This window comes from Pantoea sp. E2023-21, from assembly GCF_051302795.1.
Classification (GTDB): Bacteria; Pseudomonadota; Gammaproteobacteria; order Enterobacterales; family Enterobacteriaceae; genus Pantoea; species Pantoea ludwigii_A.
This window is the reverse complement of record NZ_CP195344.1, coordinates 3,682,464-3,703,848: the sequence shown is the minus strand read 5'-3', so window position 1 is coordinate 3,703,848 and position 21,385 is coordinate 3,682,464. Positions and strand designations below refer to the sequence as shown.

Sequence of the window (21,385 nt, the reverse complement as noted above, 5' to 3'; positions counted from 1 at the left end):
ACACAATTTCATTCCCTTCAGCGCAGAAAGCGATAGACTTGTTAGCAATGAATGCTCTCTGAACCTTAACGGATAGATGCTAATTATGGATTCACCCTGCTCTCTCAGCGTCCTGGTTACGGCTCACAATTGCGAAAAGTATATTACTGAGACGTTAAGCAGTCTAAAAAAAGCCTGCTCTGGCGTTGAGGAGGTGGTCGAGATTGTTTTGGTGAATGACTCATCATCGGATAATACCCGCGAGTTGATGCACACCTTTGCCGCTTCATTCAACCATGTGAAAATTTTTGACGTGACGCTGCGCAACATCGGCAAAGTCAGAAATTTTGGCGTCAGCAAATGCAGCGGACAGTATGTCACGATGCTGGATGGTGACGATCAGCTACTGCAGAACTCTTTTGCTGACATCGTGCGGTTTTTACAGCTAGAACAACCCGATATTCTGCTGACGCCGCTGAATGAAATTTATGAAAAGAAGACCAAACCACTGCAGTGGAAAGGTTTGCAGGTCACCGCCCTGTCGCAGCATCAGGTCATTGAAAAATTCCTCATCCATCGTGATATTCAGGCGCATTTTATTGGTCAGTTTATTAAACGCTCGCTTTTAACAGAAAACCACTTTCCTGACTTCACCTGCTACGAGGATGCGTATTTATTCCCCTCGATTCTGAAAGGCAGTCAGAAAATATTTTTGACGAAATTAGGGCCTTATCTCTATTTCAAACGCGAGAAAAGCCTCTCCAGCGCGCTCGATGCCGATAAAATATCGATGCTGATAAAAGCGACACAACAGATGGATGCGGTGCTCGACGAAACATACGGCAACTTGCTCTCTTGCCATTGGATCAATCTTGCGCATAAGTATTACCCGCTGATTAGCGATGAACATGAGAAACGTGTGGTGAAGCAAGCGATAGATAATGTCTCTTCCGCATCGTTCCTGATGGACAGTAAAGTCAGATTTAGCCTCAAGAAAAAATATCTGAGGATGAAGCTGAGAGGAATGGATTAAGCAGATAAGAATGCTATAAGGTGCGCATTAATGCGCACCCAATACCATCCTGACGATTACCTGTTATTTATGGATTTAAGCTGCAGCAGCGCATAGCTAATTATAATCGACGCCATCAGAATAAACACCGAACTGCTTTGAATCCATACCGTATCTGTCAAACCAAATAAAATCAGGGAAGCAGGAAGCAGTAGGATATCCCATGCCCGACGATGTATTGCTGTCAAAATCAAACCCACATAAAAAATAATCAGAGAAACTGCACCCGCGATACCTTGTAGTGAAAGGGTTTCCAGGAAGTCATCATGCAAGTGATACATCACATTTTTATACGCTTCGGGGTTAGCGCGTTCATTCGCTTTAATATAAGCGCGGGCTTTGTCCGTTCTATCATCAGGACTTTGCCCCAGTAAACGCCATGAAACACTGTGATAACCACTTTTCCAGATCGAGAAACGCGCGCCAATAGAGGTATCATTATTTTTTTGATAACTGTCTATCTCGTTCTGAATATTGTCCAATCGATGCATAATCGAGCTTGGCATGAAGTACAAACCACCGGCAATAAGCAGCACTAACATCACCAGCGAATATTTCCCCGCCCAACGATGAACAACATAAAAACATAACAGGTATAACACGGGCAGCACTAACACAGCCGCACGAGACTCAGTGAGGAACATCAACACCATATTCACCACAAAAATAGCCGTGAACAGCAATATTTGATTGATACGGCCAACTATCACCTTATTCACAATTAACAGTGCGGTTAACGCCAATGCCGTCATGAGGTATGAAACCGTACCGGCTGAATCTGTGAGTAATCTAATGCGTTGCTGAGTCTGAGCATGCTCGTAAAAGCCTGCAGCAAGCGTCAGCAGCAGCCCAAAAATTATCAAACAAACACTTATCCGCATGACTTTAGCTGAAAGACAGTGGCGCCACGCAATGAAAAAATAGCTGACAAAAGCAGAGATAATGAACAGCTTTCCGCCCTGAAAATAGTTGTCAACGACGTCACTGAAATAAGCATCGGCATAAATACGCGACCAAATGACCCTGACCAAACCCAACAGTAAAATGGGAATGGCGACTAGCAGAGCACACTTATCCAGGATGATTTTTCTTTTTACGCCCTGAGCAAGCAGAAAAAACAGGGTTAAATAACCCACCAAATAGAATGTTTTCTTAGGATACGCGGGGACAACTAATGAGGTCGCAAACGCCATTGTTAGCAACAGAAAACAAAGCTGATAAACGTTACTTTCGTTTAGCAGGGGCTTAATACGTAAAGTCCGCACTCAAAAATACCTCATTTTAAAATACTTAATGCGCCAATAGAGTGCCCGAACCCGTTGATGGCTACGGAACAGAAATTTGTACATTCTCTTCGCTTGCTGAGCATTTTTAGGGGTTTCAAAAGGAATATCGGCTAACGGAGAAATCTGATAAAGATCGCGATAGTAATGGCCAACGTATTGTTGATTCCATTGTTGCCAGGGTTTATCGGCACCCGCGTAATGTAATAAGCAGGTATCTTTTGGCACATCCTGCGTATAACCTTCATCATCGTGTGAGAGCATGTTGATAGTATTGAAGCGCGCTTCAGTAAATATCACACGATCCTCAAGCAAGGTGTTTAATGCATCCTGATCAAGATACTGGAAATGTTTTCCCTTTTCGCTGAGCAAACAGAAAGCACGTTCACTTACCTGCTCTCGGTTCCATTTTTGAACATCCATGAACATCATGCCAGCATTAAAATAGCGTTTTCCACGCAGCGCAATATTTTCAGCCAACTGAGGTTGCAGTGCTCCAATTTCACCAACCACCAGCGCAATCACCTCAGGTGACATAGTAATCTGCCATAATTCGTCAATAGGATTCAGACAAACCATATCTGCATCGAGATAGAGAAGTGTATCAGCATGATGCAATATTAGCGGCGCGAGAAAACGATAATAGGTCGCGCGGGTGAACAACTCTGTGGTAGGAAAGGCGCTAAACAGACTATCCTGAATATGATGCAGCGTTAATCCATGTGGCGATCCGGCAAATATTTTTTCCAGATGCGCAATATTAATCGCAGATAATTCTGAAGAGATAAGATGAAAGTGATAACGGCCATCACCGGCATGCTTAATTAACGACATGATGGTAATTAGCGAATGTGCAATGAATTTTCCGTCAACACCAAAAATAATATGCCGGTCGCTTTGAGCGGGAAAAAGGTGCTGAGAATTTATGGTATTAAGAATGTCTTTATCCATCCTGCACTTTTCTCCGGTAGAACGCATGCGTTCTGTCAATGCATCTAGCCTGAACAATGATTAACCAGGGATGATTCTGGTTGCTGCCGGAGTTTATCAGTCAGAGTTTGGCAAATAAAGCGAAGCGGCCAGGGAACAATTCTGCTTTTAAGTGTAAATCTCTCCAGCTAACCGAGCAAAAGTGAGGAGAAACGATCGCGATTACAACGCCATCTGCAAAAAATTCACAAACGCACTAATTCGCGCCGGCAGCTGACGCTGAGACTGCCAGACGGCAAAAATATCGCCGTCGGGTGCCGTCCACTCTGGCAGTACATGGAGCAATTCACCACGCTTGATACTGTGCTGTGCATCCCACCATGAACGCAGCAGAATGCCATGCCCATCCAACGCCATTTGCATCGCCACTTCACCATCGTTGGTGATGAAACTGCCGCGTACCTTTTGCGTAAGCTGCTGCGTGCCATCGCCTAAACGCCACAGCGCAAAGTCACCGTCAAATTGTCTTAACAGAATACAGTTGTGCTGCGCCAGCGCCGCGATATTGTCCGGCAAGCCGTGGCGCGTGGCGTAATCCGGCGAGCAGCACAGCACGCGCGGATTAGTCCGCAGCTTGCGTGCAATGAGCCGCGCATCCGGCGGTTCACCGATACGGATATCAATGTCCACGCGCGCATCAAGAAAATTGAGCGGCTGACTGCTGAGCTGCAAACTGATGGCCAATTCGGGATGCAGCGTGGCAAAGCGCGACACGCACGGTGCGACATGACGCCGACCAAAGCCGAAAGAGGCGTTGATGTTGAGCGAGCCGCGCAGCACCGACGTTTGGCTGCTAACCGCTTCTTCCAGCTCCGCCAGCTGGTCGAGCAACGGACGCGCGCCATCGAGATAACGTTTGCCCTCCGCCGTCAGCTCTAGCCGCCGCGTGGTGCGCTTCAGCAACTGCACGCCCAACCGCTGCTCAAGCTGACTCAGGCGCTTACTCACCGCCGGTAACGATAAGCCGAGTTCGCGTGCGGCGGCGGTTAAGCTGTCCAGCGCCGCCACGCGCACGAAGAAGGCCAGATCGTCGGATGAGGTGCGCGATTCTCTACTTTTATTCAACATTGGCTTATCGCTCAGGCTAATTATTTCCTACAGATGCATGGTTATACTGCTTCCAGAACATCAACAGCAACCTGCGAGAACCCTATGAGCGGCAAAACCTATAAAATCGCCGTCATCCCTGGCGATGGCATTGGCAAAGAAGTGATGCCGGAAGGCATCCGTGTGATGGATGCAGCGGCAAAGAAATTTGATATTGCACTGGAGTGGCAATGGTTTGATTTCGCCAGCGCCGAATACTGGCAGCAGCACGGCAAAATGCTGCCCGACGACTGGTTCGCAACGTTAAGCCAGTTTGATGCGATCTACTTTGGCGCGGTGGGATGGCCGGATGTGGTGCCGGATCATGTGTCGCTCTGGGGATCGCTGCTGCAGTTCCGTCGCGAGTTTGATCAGTACGTCAACCTGCGCCCGGTACGTCTGATGCCAGGCGTGAAAGCGCCGCTGGCGAATCGTCAGCCAGGCGATATCGATTTCTACGTGGTACGTGAAAATACCGAAGGCGAATATTCGTCGGTGGGCGGCACCATGTTCCCCGGCACCGATCGTGAAGTGGTGATTCAGGAAACGGTCATGACGCGAGTCGGCGTTGATCGCATTCTGAAATTTGCCTACGAACTGGCGCAGAAGCGGCCGAAGAAACACCTTACTTCCGCCACCAAATCCAACGGCATCGCCATTACCATGCCGTATTGGGACAGTCGCGTGGAAGCCATGGCGCCAGGCTATCCCGAAGTGAAAGTCGATAAATATCATATCGATATTCTTACCGCCAATTTCGTGCTGCATCCGGACTGGTTCGATGTGGTGGTCGCCAGCAACCTGTTTGGCGATATTCTGTCGGATCTCGGTCCGGCGTGTACCGGCACCATCGGTATCGCGCCATCGGCCAACATTAACCCGGAAGGCAAATTCCCCAGCCTGTTCGAGCCGGTGCACGGTTCGGCACCCGATATCGCCGGCAAAGGCGTGGCTAATCCGATCGGCCAGATTTGGTGTGGCGCGATGATGCTGGAGCATCTGGGTTATGCCGAAGCCGGTGCAGCGGTGCTGGACGCCATCGAGCGCACGCTGGCGGCGGGCAACAGCTTGACGCGCGACCTCGGCGGCAGCGCTTCAACCGAAGAGCTGGGCGCGGCGATCGCGGCGGCATTGTAGCGTCGCCATTTATAACGACCGATATTCCCAGGTGCGCATGAATGCGCACCCTACAAAAGCCCTACCGTTGCGCGTAGGGTCGCCATTTATAACGACCGATATTCCCAGGTGCGCATGAATGCGCACCCTACAAAAGCCCTACCGTTGTGCGTAGGGTCGCCATTCATGGCGACCTGGATCTTCTCGCGCAGCCTACAAAATCTGCACCGTTTCCGCATGCCAGCCGTGCGGTAGCGGTTGCGGACGGGCGATCACCACGTTATGCAGCTGTAGATTCTCCACCCCGCGAGCAAACACGCCCGGCAAGCCATGCGGATACGCGGCAACGCCATAGGCTAAGCCGGATGCGCTATCCAGTTTATACGCATTGTCCAATCCCATACCGGTCGGTGATTCCGGATTACACGGCGGGCGCACATCGTAATGTCCCTGCTCTGCCTCTTCCGCGACCACCTGGCGCAACTGCACATTTGCCAGCATCACATCACGAATCTGTCCTGGCTGCTCAGCATGCAGGTTAATTGCCCCTTCCATCACACCGCTAACGTTGCTGAACTGCAGCTGTTCGATGCGACCTGGCGCTATCGCCGGATCGCGCGCCCGCACCGAGACAAACAGCGCATCGGCTTTGCCCCAATGGCAGGGCGGCGCGTGGCGACAGGCCAGCGTGATATTGCTAAACAGCAAACGGCGGAACTGGCCGCCATCACGTGATAGCAAGCCAATCGCGCGGTTGGAATCAAAGATGGTACAGCCGGAAACGGTGACATCTTCTATATCATCAAAGGTTTCGGTACCCATTTTGAACGCGCAGCTATAAGAACGCAGCAGGCAGTTGCTGATCATGATTTGTCGTGCGGCACGCCGCAGATGCGCGGGTTTATTGGTGGTTTTGATGCAGATGGCGTCATCGGCAGCGCTGAGATAGCTGTTACTCACGAACACCGCCTCGCAGCTATCGATATCCAGCGCATCGGTGTTCGGCATGCTCATGCTGTTATCAATGGTGAGATGATCGACATGCACATGGCGGCAACTCACCAGATGCACCGTCCACATCGGTGCCTGAATAATGGTGAAATCTTCAAGCGTCACCTGCTCGCAATCCTCAAACACCACGATGCGCGGACGCAGAGGACGCGGCAAGCGATAACCTTGCTCATCCTTTTCAGCGGCAAACCAGGCCTCGCCGTTACCATCAATTACCCCTTTACCACTGATGCGAATATTGCGCTGACCACAGGCATAGAGCAGCACATGTTGCGACAGCTCAGCCTGGCTCTGCGCCAGCTGCTGCTGATAATCCTCAACGCGCGAGCTAGCGAGCAGCGTGGCCCCCCCTTCAAGATGCAAATGGATGTTGGAACCCAGCGTGAGCGTGCCGAGATGATAGCGACCAGGCGGTACTGATAAGGTGCCGCCGCCGCGCGACGCCAGATGATCTAAAGCGCGCTGGAAGCAGTAAGTATCGAGCGTTTCGCCATCGGCGATGGGATAGAAATCAGCCAGTGAAACGTGCATGCAGTTCTCCTGAATAGCGGCGATGCGCTATTGCAGCACGCGCCGCACGACCAAACCTTTTGCTGATGGACAATCCATGGCGTAATGCAGATCAGTTACGACATGAAGATCGACACCCCAGAACGCACGTGCGGTTGATCAGCATCATGGGCGACCAACTACTTAACCGCGCCTTCGGTGACACCGCTGATAAATTTGCGCTGGAACACCAGGAACACCGCCACCAGCGGCAAGATGACAATCATCGCCCCCGCCATCAGCACCGGAATATCGATGGTGTTTTTGTTCTGGAAAAACATCATGCCGATTGGCAAGGTGCGCAACTCATCTTTATTCACCAAAATCAGCGGGATCAGGAACTCGTTCCACGTCCAGATAAACAGCAACAGCGCCAGTGTTGATAACGTCGGCCAAATCGCCGGCACCAGCAAGCCCCAAAGAATTTTACGGCGCGATGCACCATCCATCACCGCCGCTTCCACCAGCTCGCGCGGCACCTGCTGCAGCGCGGTGGCGATCATCAGCGTGGTGAACGGCAGCGATAAGGCGATTTGCGGCAGAATCAGCGCCAGATAGGTGTTGGTGAGCCCCATCCAGCGCAGCTCGTGATAGAGCGGAATAATAAAGGCTTCACTCGGCAGCACCATGCCAAGACCCAGCAGCGCGGCAACGATCGTTTTGCCGGGGATCTTCAGCCAGGCAAAACCGAATCCCGCCAGAATGCCGAGCAGGACGCTGCAGATCACCACCGGAATCACCACCAGCACCGAGTTCATGAAGTAGACGTTGAAATGTCCCTGCTGCCACGCGGTGACGTAGTTTTTAAAATTAAGCGAAGAGGGCAAAGTGAACACGCCCTGAAACAGCTCCATCTGGGTTTTGAACGACGTCATTAGCGCCATTAAAAATGGCAGAATGGTCATCAGCGCCACAATCCAGATCAGCGCGCGTGGGGCAAAAGGCGTGCCGCGCATCAGTGACGCTCCCGTAAGCATAAATGAATTAATCCATTGATTATCAACACAATCATCATACTGAACACCGCCACGGCGGAAGCATAGCCGAAGTAGTGCAGGTCAAAGCCCTGCTTATACATAAAGATGTTGGTCACCATGGTGGAAGTGCCCGGTCCGCCTTGCGTCATTACGTAGACTAAATCGAAGGCTTTCAGGCTGGCGATCACCGTCAGTAGCAGCGCGATACGCAGTTCGGGACGCAGCGATGGCAGCGTGATGCGCATAAACTTCTGGCGGCGTGATGACCCATCTAAATCGGCCGCTTCCAGCAGCGAGGGATCCATGCGCTGCAAGCCCGCCATAAACAGCACTAAGCAGAAACCGAAGAAGTACCACGTGGCGACAAAGCCGACGGCAGGTAGCGCCCAGGTAAAATCACCCAGCCATGACAGCGCCAGCTGCGGCAAACCGACGGCACGCAGGAACTGATCGATCGGACCAAATGCCGGGTTATACAGCCAGCGCCATACCACGCCGAGCACCGCCATCGGCATGATGTACGGCAGAAAGAAGAGGATACGCAGCACGCTGCGCTCTTTGTTATTGCGCGTCTCATACAGGAAACTGCACAGCAGCAGCCCAACGCCAATCGGAAACAGCGTGTAGAACAGCATTAGCAGGGCATTATTACCGAGCGCCACCCAGAATATCGGATCCTGGAACATGCGCAGATAGTTGCCAATGCCGATGAAAATCGGCCATGAGGTACCATCCCATTCGGTAAAGCTGATCCCTAACGAGGCCAACAGCGGCAGCAGCAAAAACACCGCATACACCAGCACTGCGGGCAGAAGATAAAGCGCATTGCGCCAGGCAGATTTATTCAGCATAACCGTACTCGCTTGCGGGCCTGTTCGCGGCCCGGCTACTTACACCGGGCCGAACGTGATCAGTGCTTGAGGGTTTTCTGGTAACGTTGATAGTTGTTATCGAAGTTTGCCACCATCTGATCGGCAGTTTGACGTCCCGCCAATAACAGCTGCACGTTCTGGTTCAGTTCGGCATTCATGGTTGGCGTGGCCCAGTCGAGATAATGGCCGAGACCATCGTTCTCATTGAGCGCGACCCACACCTGATACGCTTCCGCTAATAGCGGATTGTCAGCGGGAATCTGTGCATTTTTGCTGGTGCCGGCAGGCAGAAAGCCAACTTTCAGCCAACGGTTGGCCATCTCATCTGAGACGATGTAATCAATAAATTTCGCTGCTGCATCTTGCTGCGCTTTGTCTTTAGCAGTGCTGGTAATCGAGAACGCCAGATCGGTGCCGCCCACCATCAGCGGATGCTGCACACCCTCGCCTGCTGGCATCGCGGCGAAATGCAGATCTTTGTTGTCTTTAAACTGGCCGAGATACCAGGTTCCGCTCACGAGGAATGCGGCCTGACCATTCTGGAATAAGGTGGCGGCATCGTCGTGACCAATGCCCTGGAAGCCCGGGAACAGGTAGCCTTTATCGTTCCAGCCTTTCATCAGGTTGGCGGCTTTTACCAGCTTGTCGTCTTTGAACGTGCCGCCCACGTCATAAATCAGATCGTCGAGTTTTTTACGGTCGCTGCTCTCAATCTGCGCTTCCCACAAGGTGCTCAGCAGCTGCTGGCCCATGTTGCCGTCAAGCAGGCCCAACATCATGGGCGGCGTACCGGCAGCTTTGAGTTTTTCCATCGCCTGTTCCAGCTCCGGCAAAGTCTTGGGTACCGCGACACCGGCTTTATCCAGCAGCGCTTTGTTGTAGTACAACCCCACCATCTCACCGAGGCTGGCTACGCCGTACAGTTTGCCGCTGCCAAAATCTTGTTTATCTGACCAGCGGTTACGTTTCAGGATCGAATCCGGGAAGCGCGTGGTCCAGCCGTAGGTTTTGGCGTAATCATCCAGCGGCCACAACAGTTTGTCTTTCACCAGCGAACCCATATCGCCGCCACCCTGATTCACCTGGGCAATCTGCGGGCCATCACCGGCAGTCAACGCCAGTTTAAGTGGAATGCGTGTGTCTTCGAAGGAGTGCACCGAACGCTGAATCACAATACCGGGATTCTTTTGCTGGAAAGCTTTTACCGCTTCATCCACGGCTTCGGTCTGCTGCGGATAGTTGTAAATGTCCCATTCATTCAGGGTAACGGCCTGCGCAGCTGCCATGGTCGCACCGAGCAACATCCCGGCGGAGACCAGACGCGACACAGTGCGCAGTGAGCTTTGCAAACGGGAAGAACGATTGGTTGAATCACACATCATGCTCGGTTTCTCCAACAGATGACTGGCATCCCTTCATCTCAACACCTGCGATTCCTGGCAGGTTGATTCAGCGGCAACAACGCACATAATTCATACTTACTTTATGCACAAAAGAAAGTCAAACATCGTCACTGCGGAATTTTTGCTCTGTGATACAGTGCAAAGAGTAAGAAGAAAAGCCCCCTGAGTAGCAGAGGATGCTGTGAACAGCGCCGCAAACCAGATAGCCCCGGGATTAAAGCGCGACCTTCAGTATAAATCACCCAGGCGAATAAAGTGCTTTAACTTGCTGATAGAGCATATGAAAATCCTATAGCTCAGCGAATAGCATCAGGACATTGGCGGTGCTCGACGGTCAACAGCCCTTAGCAGCGGGCATTCTGCGCGGGTTGATGAGGCGCTCAGTCATGCTTTGTGGTGATAGTTCACATCAGCTTTGTGCGCCAGCGCAATTATTACACCTTGAAAACTAAGTCGGCTTTCTTTACCGTAAAATCTGTTCATCTCCTGACCACAGAGGCTCCACCATGACGGCTGAAGGTGTTATTCGTCGCGCCAGCGAGGCAGATTTCCCTGCCTTATCGCGCATCTGTTTAGAGACCGCCAATGCCGGGACCGATGCCAGCGCGCTCTACTCTGATCCCGCGCTGCCCGGCCTGCGCTTTGTCATTCCCTACGCGCGCTTTGCGCCCGAGTTTGCTTATGTGCTGGAGCAGCACGGCGACGTCGTCGGCTATGCGGTCGCGGCGCCGGATACGCGCGCCTTTGAAGCGCAGCTGAATACCGATTGGTGGCCACAGCTGCAGCAGCAATATCGCGATTACGCGCCGCGGGCTGCGCTCGACAGCAAAGTGCTGGAGGCCATTCATCAACCCGATGCGGCCGCCGAACAGCTGGTGACACAGTGGCCTGCACATCTGCATATCAATCTGCTGCCCACCGCACAGCAAGGTGGCTGGGGCCGCAAGCTGATCGCACAGTTGCTGCACGATCTGCGTGCGGCCGGCGTGCCGGGCGTTTACCTCGGCGTCAGCCTGCAAAACGAGCAGGTATGCGGTTTCTATCAGCGCCTCGGCTTCACGCCGATTATGCGTAGCAACGCCATTTATATGGGCCAACTTCTCTGATTCGAGGCACCGCATGACCAGCCTGCATCTGCAAAACGTTAAGAAGTCCTACGAGAATGTAAACGTCATTCACGGCATCGATCTCACCATTAACAGCGGCGAATTCGTGGTGTTTGTGGGGCCATCCGGCTGCGGGAAATCCACGCTGTTGCGTATGATTGCCGGACTGGAGGAGATCAGTGACGGTAAGTTGCTGATTGAAGGCGCCGACATGACCGATCAACACGCCACCGAGCGCGGCATCGCCATGGTGTTTCAGTCGTATGCGCTCTACCCGAATATGACGGTGCGCGGCAATCTGGCCTATCCGCTGGAAGTGATGAAGCGCCCCAAGGCCGAGATTGAACAGGCGATAAAACAGACGGCCGCGCGCCTGCATCTGACTGAATTCCTTGACCGCTTACCGCGCGCACTGTCAGGCGGGCAGCGTCAGCGCGTAGCCATTGGCCGCGCGATTATCCGCCATCCGCGCATCTTCCTGTTTGATGAGCCACTGTCGAACCTTGATGCCGAACTGCGTTTGCAGATGCGCATTGAAATTGCCCGCCTGCATGCCTCGCTGGGCAACACCATGATCTACGTGACGCACGATCAGCTGGAGGCGATGACGCTGGCGGACCGCATCGTGGTGCTGCGTCAGGGCCGCATTGAGCAAGTTGGCGCGCCGATGGCGCTGTATCGCGATCCCGACAACCTGTTTGTCGCCGGATTTATTGGCTCGCCGAAGATGAATTTCCTCAACGCCGAAGTGGCCGCAATCACGCCGGGTGCGGTGCAGCTGCGTGTGCCGGCGCTGGGCATCCATCAGCTCACGCTGCCGATCGCCGCGCCGTGCCGCGAAGGGCAAAAAATCACGCTGGGCGTGCGCCCGGAGCATTTCCAGCCGGTGAGCAGCAACGATGATGCACTGAGTTTCAGCGGCGAGTTGTCGTTTAGTGAGATGCTAGGGCACACCAACTATCTCTATCTCGACATCGGTGAAGAGAAACTGCTGGTGATTGAGGAACGTAACGTGGCGGAGCATGCGATTGGCGAGAGACTGAATTACCAGCTGCGTGCTGAGAACTGCTTGTTGTTTGATGAGCAGGGTTTGCGGCTGCGGTGATGGCTGCGGTGCGTTCATTTTTACGGTCGCCGTAAATGGCGACCCTACGTTTACAGAGCTGGGCTTTCGTAAGGTGCGCATTCATGCGCACCTGCTTAACAAGGCAATTATTTGCTTAAGTGTGCGGCATTACGCCATAAATGGCGACCTTCCCAATACGCGCACAAGATTACAACGCAATATCTTCATCCGCCTTAGCTGCCAACAAATCCAGCAACTTATTCACCGCAAACCCAGCCGCGCCCTGCGCCCACATGCGGTTCGACTCGGTGAGAAATTGCAGCGGCGTCATGTGCGGCGTCAGCTTCAAACGGTAGGTCTGGAAACTCTGGGTGATGTGATCGAGCAGAATGCGCGAGGCCATTTGTGGCTCCATCGCCAGATACACCACGTCCGGATCGTAAGCCACCGACAGATTCGCCAGCGACATGCCCAAATGCTGCCCGGCCTCGGCCAGCGCGCTCAGCACGTCCGGCGTGGGACGCACATCCAAATCGCGCAGCGTTTGCGGCACCTCATCTTTTGTGGTGGCCGCCACGCGTTGCAGAATCGCCTGTGACGACGCTACATCTTCGAGCAAACGCTCTGAACCATCGCCCAGCAGCGAAACGCCGATCTCACCGGCTTTACCGTGACGACCGCGATAGAGTTGGCGATCCAGCAGAATTCCCGCGCCGATGCCTTTACCAAACGTAGCGATCACCGCCGACTGCGCGTGACCGAGCTGACCAAATACCAGCGCCGCCATCGCCAACGCGTTAGCATCATTTTCGATAAATACCGGCAGCGAGAAACGATCCTCCAGCAGACGGGCAATCGGTACGTTATCCCAGCCCAGCGCGCGCGACAGCACGCAAACGCCGTTGCTGGCATCCACTAAACCGGATAGCGCCAGGCCAATGGCTCCCACCTTTTTGCCCTCAACGCCGCGCAGGAACTTTGCCAGCGCATCACCGAGCTGTTTGGGCGTCATCGCGCCGGAAGGAATCTGTTGCTCACCGATAATATTGCCGCTGAGATCGGTCAGCACCATCAAATTGCGCTCGGCGTTGAGCTGAATACCCACCACGCTGGCGTGATCCGGATTGAGGCCGAGCAGCGTCTTGGGCCGCCCCATCGATACGCGACGCAGACCCAATTCCTGCACGATGCCGCCGGTCAGCAGACGATTGGTGGCTTGCGACACCGTCGACATGCTTAGGCCGCTGCGCACTTTGAGATCGGATTGACTAATAGGCGCATTTTCGACAATCAGCCGCAGAATGCGCGCGGTTACGTTGGGAGCGCTCATGAGCCTCTTTATTTGAAGTTATGCGGGAAGTGTCAGGCTGAATTGCGTGGCCAGGCGAATCGCACCGCTTAGCGCATCGCCCTGCGGCGGCACCAGCAGCGCAGCGATATCCGCCGGCAACCACGCCTGAATGGGCTCGGCTAATCCGCCCATCAAGGCCAGTTTGCCGTGACTGCGTGCCAGCAGCGGCTGCACCATCTGCACGATATCCGCTGCAGATTGTTGTACCAGCGCGATGCCGTGTGCATCGCCTTGCTGTGCAGCTGCAAAGACCTCAGGCACCACGCGGCCCCAATCGGCAGGCGTCGCTTGCTTCGACCAGATCAGCAGCTGTTCCGGGCTGTGTTGATAGTTTGCCATGATGCGTTGCGTTAGCGCCGAGGCAGGCACAATGTCTTCGTGCGCTAGCAGCGCCAGCCGCAGCGCGCGTTGGCCGAGAATCGCACCCGAACCGGCATCTGACAGGGCAAAGCCCCAGCCGCCGAGCAGTGTGAAGTGTGCGCCATCCCACGCCGCGCCCTGGCTGCCGGTGCCGATAATAAAGACCGCACCCGGCGCACCCGCGTGCGCACCGGCACAGGCGATTTCGACATCGGTAAACAGAAAGCGCGCCTGACAGCGTGGCTGCCAGCGGGCGAGACGGGTTTGCACCGAGGCGACGTTCGCGCCCGCCAGACCGGCGACAATCACGGTGCGATTGCGCGCTTCAGCGGGTAAATTCGCTTGCCTAAACAGATCGTCGATGACTTGCTCGATGGCCACGATGGCGGCATCAAACTGCGACCAAACGTTGGCAGGACCGCCTTTGGCTTCCGCCAGCAAGTGTCCGGCGCTGTCGGTCAGGCGTCCACGACAGTGCGTACCACCGCCATCAATACCCAGCATTAGTGATTGCACGCGCTTCCTCCTGCCAGCCCGAAACGGTATGACGCCTATAGATGTGCGAAAGATAGGGGAAAAAAACTTAAATCGCAATAACAAATAAATAGGCAATCCGTATAGTTAATTAAATTAGATAAAAATCAAATGAATAACAATTTTTCACCAATTGAGATCCGCCACACGGATTGACATTAGTTTTTCTGTCGTAATAAGTTAGCGGTCAGATTATCAGCAGCCTGACAGGTCGGGCGGCTAACAGGCAACGGGCTTCAGGGGTACAACATGAAAGTGGGCATTATTGGTCTGGGCTTTCGTCTTTCCCACGTGGTGAAAGAGTTCAACAAAGCCGACACAGATTTTTCCGTGGTGGGTTATATCGATCCGGCTCCGGCGGGGTTACCCAATCTGCACAGCTTTGGCATCGATGCGGGCACCGCGTTTGACAGCGTGGATGCGCTGCTACAGCACGGCGGCTTTGACCTGCTGCTGGTGGGTTCGCCGAACTTTATGCACCTTGAGCACATTCGTCAGGGTTTAGCCGCAGGCTACACCGTGTTCACCGAGAAGCCGGTGGTGATCAACGAAGAACAGACCATGGCGATGGCACGCCTGGTGCAGCAATATGGTCACGAGCGCATTTTGGTCGGTCTGGTGCTGCGTTACTCGCCGCTCTATCGCGATCTGCTTACCGCGCGCGATGAAAACCGCCTCGGCGAAATCACCTCGATTGAAGCCACCGAACACATCAAGCCTTATCACGGTGCGTTCTTCCAGCGCGACTGGCGTCGTCTGGAGAAGTACGCCGGCCCGTATATATTGGAAAAGTGCTGTCACGATATCGACCTCTATCAAGGTCTGGTGGGCCAGCGTCCAGTGCGGGTTGCCAGCTTCGGCGGACGCAAAAACTTTACGCCGCAGCACGCGCCTAAAGGTGCGGTAACGCCGCAGTCTGAGGTGTATCACGTTAAACCGAGCGGCTGGTCAAGTACCGATGCGGTGTTTGATGGCGATGCGGATATCGTCGATTACCAAACCGCGCTGATTGAGTATGCCGGTGGCGCCACCCTCGCCTTCCACGCCAACCTTAACGTGCCGGACGAGTTTCGCCGCTTCTGCGTAATGGGCACCGATGGCATGGCCGAAGGTGACTTTGTGCGGAACTACTTCCGCGTACACAACGCCCGCACCGGTGATCGCGAAGTGGATACCGCCTATGACGGCAACGCCTACGACGGCCATTACGGTGCCGATGCGTTGATGGCTGAAGAGATTGTAAAACACATTAAACAGGGAACGCCGCTGAAGGTTTCAGTGGTGGATGCACTGGAAGCAGGACTCACCGCGATTAAAATCGATGAAGCGCGAAAATCGAGAACCGTGGTGGATATGACCGATAGCTGGAAAAACTTTGACGCCAGCCTGGGGAAAAGAGCGACAGCGTAGTAGATCAAGCGGCCATCATGACGGTCGCCATATAGGGTGCGGCCATCATGACGGTCGCCATAAATGGCGACCCTACAACGTAGGTTGCGCATTTATGCGCACCGTTTTACAGACTGCACGAAAATACCTCAAACCACCGTTTCGTTTTCCAGCTTCTGCCGTTTGCGCAGGTGCGGGAAAATCGTCATCCATACGCCAACCACCACCAATGTGCCAATACCACCAATCACCGCCGCAGGCACAGCGCCCATCCACGCCGCCAGCAAACCTGACTCAAACTCGCCGAGCTGATTCGAAGTATTAATGAAGATGGCGTTGACCGCATTAACGCGGCCGCGCATGTCATCCGGCGTATCCAACTGCACCAGCGCACCACGAATCACCATGCTCACCATATCGAAGCCACCCAGCGCAGCCAGCGCCACTACCGATAGCCACAGCTGCGTGGAGAGCGCGAATACCAGCGTCGCCACGCCAAAACCCGCCACCGAACCAAACATGATCATGCCAACATGCTTTTCCAGCTTGTGACGGCTGAGCCACACGCCGACCAGTAATGCACCGACTGATGGCGCACCGCGCAGAATGCCCAATCCCCACGGTCCGGTATGCAGAATATCTTGCGCGAAGATCGGCAACAGCGCGGTCGCACCGCCGAGCAGCACTGCAAACAGATCGAGTGAAATCACGCCAAGCACATCTTTGCGGTCACGGATAAAGCGTACGCCAGCAAACAGGTTAGGCAGATTCATCGGCAAGCGCGCCTGCGGCGGACGCTCATAGCGCAGTCGGCTCACCAGCACGATTGAGAACAGATAAAACAGCGCCGAGACGCCATACACCACATGCGGACCGGCGACATAAAGGAAGCCGCCAAGCGTAGGGCCGATAATGACTGCCGCCTGTCCGCCCACCGAACTGGCGGCCATGGCGCGCGCCAGAATCGGTGGCGGCACCAGTGCTGGCAACATGGAGGTAATCGCTGGCCACTCGAGCGCCTTCGCCACGGAGATCAGGAATACCAATCCCCAAATCTCAATCTTGCCCGCCCAGTTCATCAGCGTGAGCGCAACGAGCCCAAGCAGCGCCAGCCACTCAATGAATTGTCCGAGTAACACGATGCGGCGCCGGTCGAGTTGATCCGCCAGATGCCCGGCGGGTAGCGCGAGCAATACAGAAGGAAGAAATTGCATGAGACCGATCATGCCCAGCGCCAATGCACTGTGGGTCAAAGCATAGATTTGCCAGCTGACCGCGACCGAGAACATTTGAAAACCAAACGATGAACAAGTGCGTGCCAGCCAAAAGGCGACAAACGACCTGTGCCGCAGCAACGAATCCTCAGCTGCGGATACTGGTGAACCCATAGTTTATCCCATCCTAAAATAATGACTTCAGTTGGCGTCGTTGCACCAACCTGGTGAAAAGCCATCTAATGGCTTCCGCTTTATTTTTTACAGGCCACAGAGTGCGACATCTTGATGAGCCAGACAATGGCTAGCAGTGCTGTTTAAAAACAGAAGCTTATCTAAATTTTAGCTAAGTATTGCGCTCTTAATATTAGCAGGCTGATGGTTTTCAACTGCAAATATCCAAATAATTCCTAATGTTCCAGTAAAATCTAAATTAACAATATTTAAACGCCTAATATTTATCTAGCAGACAGAGTTAAAAAAGGTGAAATCCCTAAGCAAATCTGTTTATATTGGCTGCGTCAAGATTTCATTAATCTCGCCGTCCTTATAATAGTTAAGACGTTCCAGCCAATTAATTTATTCACAGAGATAAATGGAAAACAGTTCTTATAATCCTTATGTTACTGAGCGCATCCGACGTTTCGACGGCGCGCTAACCGGTGTGTGTTATTCAGCGCCCTTTATGCATGTTGAACAGGACAACAAGGCATTACTTAATGAACGCAACATAATTTCGCTGCATAATCAGTTGCCGAATTCACCTGAATTAATAATCATCCCGTTTACAGGAAATAATCTGCAGCGCTTTTTACAGGCACCGGAAAATTATTCCAGCTTGCAAAATGATAATGTGCATCTGGCGATCAATTATGCCGATTTAGTTCAGGAAGATAGTGCGTTACGCCAGGCGGCTGAGCATTTCTCTTTCTGGCTTTATGATTTGGCACCGCCCGGCACCTGTTGGAAGAATATCGCGGCTTTTCCTTTAAAAGGATTAGTGCTGACCGAGGAATTTTTTAACGATAATTACCTCAAGTTCAGCTTCCCATTTCTACTCGAGTCCTGTCGGGAAAGAGAAGCAGAAGTAATATTACGCACGCCGCAGTTAACACTGCCCGCTGCTCACTATGCGGAACTTAATTTAAGCGGCTGGCAAGAACAACGTACCCACAGCTCGCTGCTTGAAGGGTAAACGTTTACACAAAGTATTGTTCTAAGGTGTTATGGCCCGATGTAACCGGACATAACGCCTTTATTCCCTCATAAAATGTCGCACTACTTCCCCTCAACGAGTGCAAAGCACTAAAAATATCAAACCCTTTAACGTTTTTAAGATAAAATTTAACGCAAAGGGATCAACTCGCCGCACGGAAAGCGTCGTTCGAACCGTTTTCGTTATTTCGTACTCTATGTCGGGAAGCAACCCAACGCGTTGTTTCCTTTTTAGTTTTTAATGGCAAAGAAAGAGGTCAATATTATGGGGAAAGCTTCCTCATCTTTTGGCGTAATCCGTTTTCTCACAGTGCTTTTTGCACTGCTGACGGGCGCGTTTATGCTGGTTGGTGGCGTTTGGTTAGCCGCCATTGGTGGTTCCTGGTACTACGTTATTGGCGGTGTGGTCATGTTGATCACCGCTATTCTGCTGTGGCGCCGTAGCGGCTCAGCGTTACTGCTGTATGCATTGCTGCTGTTGGCAACGCTGGTGTGGGGCGTGTGGGAAGTCGGCTTCGACTTCTGGGCGCTGGCACCGCGTACCGATGTGCTGGTGATCTTCGGCGTCTGGCTGATTCTGCCGTTTGTCTATCGCGGTCTGAATAATGCCAGCAAAGGCGCGCTTGGCCTGCTGGCGGTGGCGCTGGTTGCCAGTGCGCTGGTGCTGGCATGGGCAGTGTTCAACGATCCACAAGAGCTGAACGGTGAAATTCCAGCGGCAGCATCCAATGCTCCGCAGGCGCAGCCGCTCAGCAACATCGATGATGCTGACTGGCCCGCGTATGCGCGTGATCAGCAAGGCACCCGCTTCTCGCCGCTGAAACAGATCAACACCGGTAACGTTAAAGAGCTGCAGGTTGCCTGGCAGTTCCAGACCGGCGATATGAAGACACCGAACGATCCGGGTGAAATCACGGATGAAGTGACGCCAATCAAAATCCGCGACACCCTTTATCTCTGCTCACCGCACCAGATTCTGTTTGCGCTGGATGCAAAAACCGGTAAGCAGAAGTGGAAATTTGATCCGGGCCTGAAGCCGAATCCAACCTTCCAGCACGTCACCTGCCGTGGTGTTTCTTACCACGAAGTGCCAGCTGCTGCCGATGCGGCAAACACCCAACCTGCGCTGTGCTCACGCCGTATTTACCTGCCGGTAAATGATGGCCGCATGTTCGCGCTGGATGCAGAAACCGGTGAACGTTGTGCCGCCTTTGGCAATAACGGTGAACTGGATCTGCAGCACAAGCAGCCTGTATTAACTCCAGGTCAGTACGAGCCGACATCGCCGCCGGTTATCACCGATACCACCATCGTGGTAGCGGGTGCGGTCACCGATAACTACTCAACCCGTGAACCGTCTGGCGCCATCCGTGGCTTCGATGTGAACACCGGTAAACTGCTGTGGGTATTCGATCCGGGCGCTAAAGATCCTAACGCGATTCCGGCCGATGAACACACCTTCACCATGAACTCACCGAACTCGTGGGCGCCGGCGGTATACGATCCGAAACTGGATATCGTTTATCTGCCAATGGGTGTCTCGACGCCGGATATCTGGGGCGGCAACCGCACGCCAGAGCAAGAGCGTTATGCGAGTAGTGTGCTGGCTCTGAACGCCACCACCGGTAAGCTGGTGTGGTCATATCAGACCGTGCATCACGACCTGTGGGATATGGACTTGCCGTCGCAGCCGACGCTGGCTGATATCACTGACAAAGAGGGTAAAACCGTACCGGTGATTTATGCACCGGCGAAAACCGGTAACATCTTTGTGCTGGATCGTCGTACCGGCGAGCCGGTTGTCCCTGCGCCTGAAACCCAGGTGCCACAGGGTGCTGCTAAAGGTGACCACGTTTCACCTACTCAGCCGTACTCCGAACTGACCTTCCGTCCGAAAAATAATTTGTCGGACAAGGACATGTGGGGCGCGACGATGTATGACCAACTGGTGTGCCGCGTGATCTTCAAGCGTCTGCGCTATGAAGGTCCGTTCACGCCACCGTCTGAGCAAGGCACGCTGGTGTTCCCAGGCAACCTCGGCATGTTCGAATGGGGCGGTATCGCGGTGGATCCACATCGTCAGATTGCGATTGCTAACCCAATGGCGCTGCCGTTTGTGTCGAAGCTGATTCCGCGCGGTCCGGGCAACCCGATCGAGCCACCGGCTGATGACAAAGGCGGTTCAGGTACCGAAACCGGCATCCAACCGCAGTACGGCGTACCGTACGGCGTGGAGCTGAATCCGTTCCTGTCACCGTTTGGTCTGCCATGTAAACAACCGGCGTGGGGCTATGTCTCAGCGGTTGATCTGAAGACCAACGAAACCGTGTGGAAAAAACGCATTGGTACGGTGCGTGATAGCGCACCAGTGCCACTGCCGTTCAAAATGGGTATGCCAATGCTGGGCGGCCCAATCACCACCGCGGGTAACGTGTTCTTCATTGGTGCTACCGCAGATAACTATCTGCGTGCATTCGACACCAACACCGGTGAAATGCTGTGGCAGGCACGTCTGCCAGCAGGCGGCCAGGCAACGCCGATGACCTATGAAGTGGATGGCAAGCAGTATGTTGTTATCGCGGCAGGTGGTCACGGTTCGTTTGGTACCAAGCTGGGTGATTATGTGATTGCTTATGCACTGCCAGACGCGAAGTAAGTTTTCGCGTTGATGTAATGAGAAAGGCGGACTGTGAAGTCCGCCTTTTTTTGTAGGGTCGCCATTTATGGTGACCTGTGCAAAAACCGCACAAACTTGCGGTGTGCCCATCATAACGGTCGCCATGAAGGGCGATCCCACGGGCCCGAGTGGTCA

Annotated in this window: 17 protein-coding genes; 7 read left to right on the top strand and 10 right to left on the bottom strand. The window is 53.6% G+C overall.

The features are described 5' to 3' along the window. Positions 1-76 precede the first annotated feature (76 nt). Positions 77-1,012, top strand: a complete 936-nt coding sequence (locus tag ACRQ84_RS17280) for a glycosyltransferase family 2 protein (protein WP_483816688.1) — start codon at positions 77-79, stop codon at positions 1,010-1,012. A gap of 56 nt (positions 1,013-1,068) precedes the next feature. On the opposite strand, the gene ACRQ84_RS17275 is transcribed toward ACRQ84_RS17280, so the two are convergent. From ACRQ84_RS17275 to ACRQ84_RS17265, 3 genes are all read right to left on the bottom strand, one after another. After that, a complete protein-coding gene (locus ACRQ84_RS17275) occupies positions 1,069-2,316 on the bottom strand; it encodes an O-antigen ligase family protein (protein WP_483816687.1) in 1,248 nt (415 codons plus the stop codon). Beyond that, positions 2,317-3,285: a glycosyltransferase family 8 protein gene (locus ACRQ84_RS17270; protein WP_483816686.1), complete on the bottom strand. Its 969-nt coding sequence runs from the start codon at positions 3,283-3,285 to the stop codon at positions 2,317-2,319. It lies immediately after the preceding gene. A gap of 201 nt (positions 3,286-3,486) precedes the next feature. Further along, on the bottom strand, positions 3,487-4,392 hold the full coding sequence (locus ACRQ84_RS17265; protein ID WP_483816685.1) for a LysR family transcriptional regulator: 906 nt from the start codon (positions 4,390-4,392) through the stop codon (positions 3,487-3,489). A gap of 84 nt (positions 4,393-4,476) precedes the next feature. On the opposite strand from ACRQ84_RS17265, the gene ACRQ84_RS17260 reads away from it, so the two are divergent. Continuing rightward, entirely contained in the window at positions 4,477-5,547 is a 1,071-nt protein-coding gene (locus ACRQ84_RS17260) for a tartrate dehydrogenase (RefSeq protein ID WP_064737844.1), read from the top strand. Positions 5,548-5,739: 192 nt separating this feature from the next. Here the strand turns inward: ACRQ84_RS17260 and ACRQ84_RS17255 are convergent, their stop codons facing one another. From ACRQ84_RS17255 to ACRQ84_RS17240, 4 genes are all read right to left on the bottom strand, one after another. Next, positions 5,740-7,068, bottom strand: a complete 1,329-nt coding sequence (locus ACRQ84_RS17255; RefSeq protein ID WP_483816684.1) for a glycoside hydrolase family 28 protein — start codon at positions 7,066-7,068, stop codon at positions 5,740-5,742. Between the two features lie 158 nt (positions 7,069-7,226). Then, positions 7,227-8,042 carry a carbohydrate ABC transporter permease gene (locus ACRQ84_RS17250; protein WP_483816683.1) on the bottom strand — a complete coding sequence of 272 codons (816 nt, stop codon included), beginning with the start codon at positions 8,040-8,042 and terminating at the stop codon, positions 7,227-7,229. Continuing rightward, entirely contained in the window at positions 8,042-8,914 is an 873-nt protein-coding gene (locus ACRQ84_RS17245; RefSeq protein WP_064737847.1) for a carbohydrate ABC transporter permease, read from the bottom strand. Before ACRQ84_RS17245 ends, ACRQ84_RS17250 begins: the two co-directional genes overlap by 1 nt. Before the next feature lie 59 nt (positions 8,915-8,973). Next, positions 8,974-10,314, bottom strand: coding sequence for an ABC transporter substrate-binding protein (locus ACRQ84_RS17240; protein ID WP_483817947.1), 1,341 nt, complete (start codon positions 10,312-10,314; stop codon positions 8,974-8,976). Between the two features lie 530 nt (positions 10,315-10,844). Between ACRQ84_RS17240 and ACRQ84_RS17235 the strand changes: the two genes are divergently transcribed. Together ACRQ84_RS17235 and ACRQ84_RS17230 are read left to right on the top strand one after the other, a co-directional pair. After that, positions 10,845-11,444, top strand: coding sequence for a GNAT family N-acetyltransferase (locus ACRQ84_RS17235; protein ID WP_064737848.1), 600 nt, complete (start codon positions 10,845-10,847; stop codon positions 11,442-11,444). A 13-nt stretch (positions 11,445-11,457) separates the two neighbouring features. Next, positions 11,458-12,549, top strand: coding sequence for an ABC transporter ATP-binding protein (locus ACRQ84_RS17230; protein ID WP_483816682.1), 1,092 nt, complete (start codon positions 11,458-11,460; stop codon positions 12,547-12,549). Between the two features lie 169 nt (positions 12,550-12,718). On the opposite strand, the gene ACRQ84_RS17225 is transcribed toward ACRQ84_RS17230, so the two are convergent. Then, complete coding sequence (locus ACRQ84_RS17225) at positions 12,719-13,840, bottom strand: ROK family transcriptional regulator (protein WP_064737850.1); 1,122 nt, start codon at positions 13,838-13,840, stop codon at positions 12,719-12,721. 18 nt (positions 13,841-13,858) lie between these two features. Beyond that, a complete protein-coding gene (locus tag ACRQ84_RS17220) occupies positions 13,859-14,737 on the bottom strand; it encodes a glucosamine kinase nucleotide-binding domain-containing protein (RefSeq protein ID WP_483816681.1) in 879 nt (292 codons plus the stop codon). Positions 14,738-15,004: 267 nt separating this feature from the next. On the opposite strand from ACRQ84_RS17220, the gene ACRQ84_RS17215 reads away from it, so the two are divergent. Beyond that, positions 15,005-16,165 (top strand): Gfo/Idh/MocA family protein, encoded by a 1,161-nt coding sequence (locus tag ACRQ84_RS17215; RefSeq protein WP_483816680.1) that lies wholly within the window; start codon positions 15,005-15,007, stop codon positions 16,163-16,165. Positions 16,166-16,293: 128 nt separating this feature from the next. On the opposite strand, the gene ACRQ84_RS17210 is transcribed toward ACRQ84_RS17215, so the two are convergent. Continuing rightward, the gene (locus ACRQ84_RS17210) at positions 16,294-17,532 is read right to left on the bottom strand and encodes an MFS transporter (RefSeq protein WP_483816679.1); all 1,239 of its coding nucleotides are present in this window, start codon (positions 17,530-17,532) and stop codon (positions 16,294-16,296) included. Positions 17,533-17,953: 421 nt separating this feature from the next. Here ACRQ84_RS17210 and ACRQ84_RS17205 point away from each other — a divergent pair, with 421 nt between their 5' ends. Next, positions 17,954-18,553: a hypothetical protein gene (locus tag ACRQ84_RS17205; RefSeq protein WP_483816678.1), complete on the top strand. Its 600-nt coding sequence runs from the start codon at positions 17,954-17,956 to the stop codon at positions 18,551-18,553. A 285-nt stretch (positions 18,554-18,838) separates the two neighbouring features. Beyond that, positions 18,839-21,229, top strand: coding sequence for a glucose/quinate/shikimate family membrane-bound PQQ-dependent dehydrogenase (locus ACRQ84_RS17200; protein WP_483816677.1), 2,391 nt, complete (start codon positions 18,839-18,841; stop codon positions 21,227-21,229). Positions 21,230-21,385: the final 156 nt, after the last annotated feature.

Excerpts from the sequence above, each read along its gene's own strand:
- ACRQ84_RS17280 (WP_483816688.1), top strand. The coding sequence starts at position 77 with ATGCTAATTATGGATTCACCCTGCTCTCTCAGCGTCCTGGTTACGGCT.
- ACRQ84_RS17270 (WP_483816686.1), bottom strand. The coding sequence starts at position 3,285 with ATGGATAAAGACATTCTTAATACCATAAATTCTCAGCACCTTTTTCCC.
- ACRQ84_RS17265 (WP_483816685.1), bottom strand. The coding sequence starts at position 4,392 with ATGTTGAATAAAAGTAGAGAATCGCGCACCTCATCCGACGATCTGGCC.
- ACRQ84_RS17260 (WP_064737844.1), top strand. The coding sequence starts at position 4,477 with ATGAGCGGCAAAACCTATAAAATCGCCGTCATCCCTGGCGATGGCATT.
- ACRQ84_RS17255 (WP_483816684.1), bottom strand. The coding sequence starts at position 7,068 with ATGCACGTTTCACTGGCTGATTTCTATCCCATCGCCGATGGCGAAACG.
- ACRQ84_RS17250 (WP_483816683.1), bottom strand. The coding sequence starts at position 8,042 with ATGCGCGGCACGCCTTTTGCCCCACGCGCGCTGATCTGGATTGTGGCG.
- ACRQ84_RS17245 (WP_064737847.1), bottom strand. The coding sequence starts at position 8,914 with ATGCTGAATAAATCTGCCTGGCGCAATGCGCTTTATCTTCTGCCCGCA.
- ACRQ84_RS17240 (WP_483817947.1), bottom strand. The coding sequence starts at position 10,314 with ATGTGTGATTCAACCAATCGTTCTTCCCGTTTGCAAAGCTCACTGCGC.
- ACRQ84_RS17235 (WP_064737848.1), top strand. The coding sequence starts at position 10,845 with ATGACGGCTGAAGGTGTTATTCGTCGCGCCAGCGAGGCAGATTTCCCT.
- ACRQ84_RS17230 (WP_483816682.1), top strand. The coding sequence starts at position 11,458 with ATGACCAGCCTGCATCTGCAAAACGTTAAGAAGTCCTACGAGAATGTA.
- ACRQ84_RS17225 (WP_064737850.1), bottom strand. The coding sequence starts at position 13,840 with ATGAGCGCTCCCAACGTAACCGCGCGCATTCTGCGGCTGATTGTCGAA.
- ACRQ84_RS17215 (WP_483816680.1), top strand. The coding sequence starts at position 15,005 with ATGAAAGTGGGCATTATTGGTCTGGGCTTTCGTCTTTCCCACGTGGTG.
- ACRQ84_RS17210 (WP_483816679.1), bottom strand. The coding sequence starts at position 17,532 with ATGGGTTCACCAGTATCCGCAGCTGAGGATTCGTTGCTGCGGCACAGG.
- ACRQ84_RS17205 (WP_483816678.1), top strand. The coding sequence starts at position 17,954 with ATGGAAAACAGTTCTTATAATCCTTATGTTACTGAGCGCATCCGACGT.
- ACRQ84_RS17200 (WP_483816677.1), top strand. The coding sequence starts at position 18,839 with ATGGGGAAAGCTTCCTCATCTTTTGGCGTAATCCGTTTTCTCACAGTG.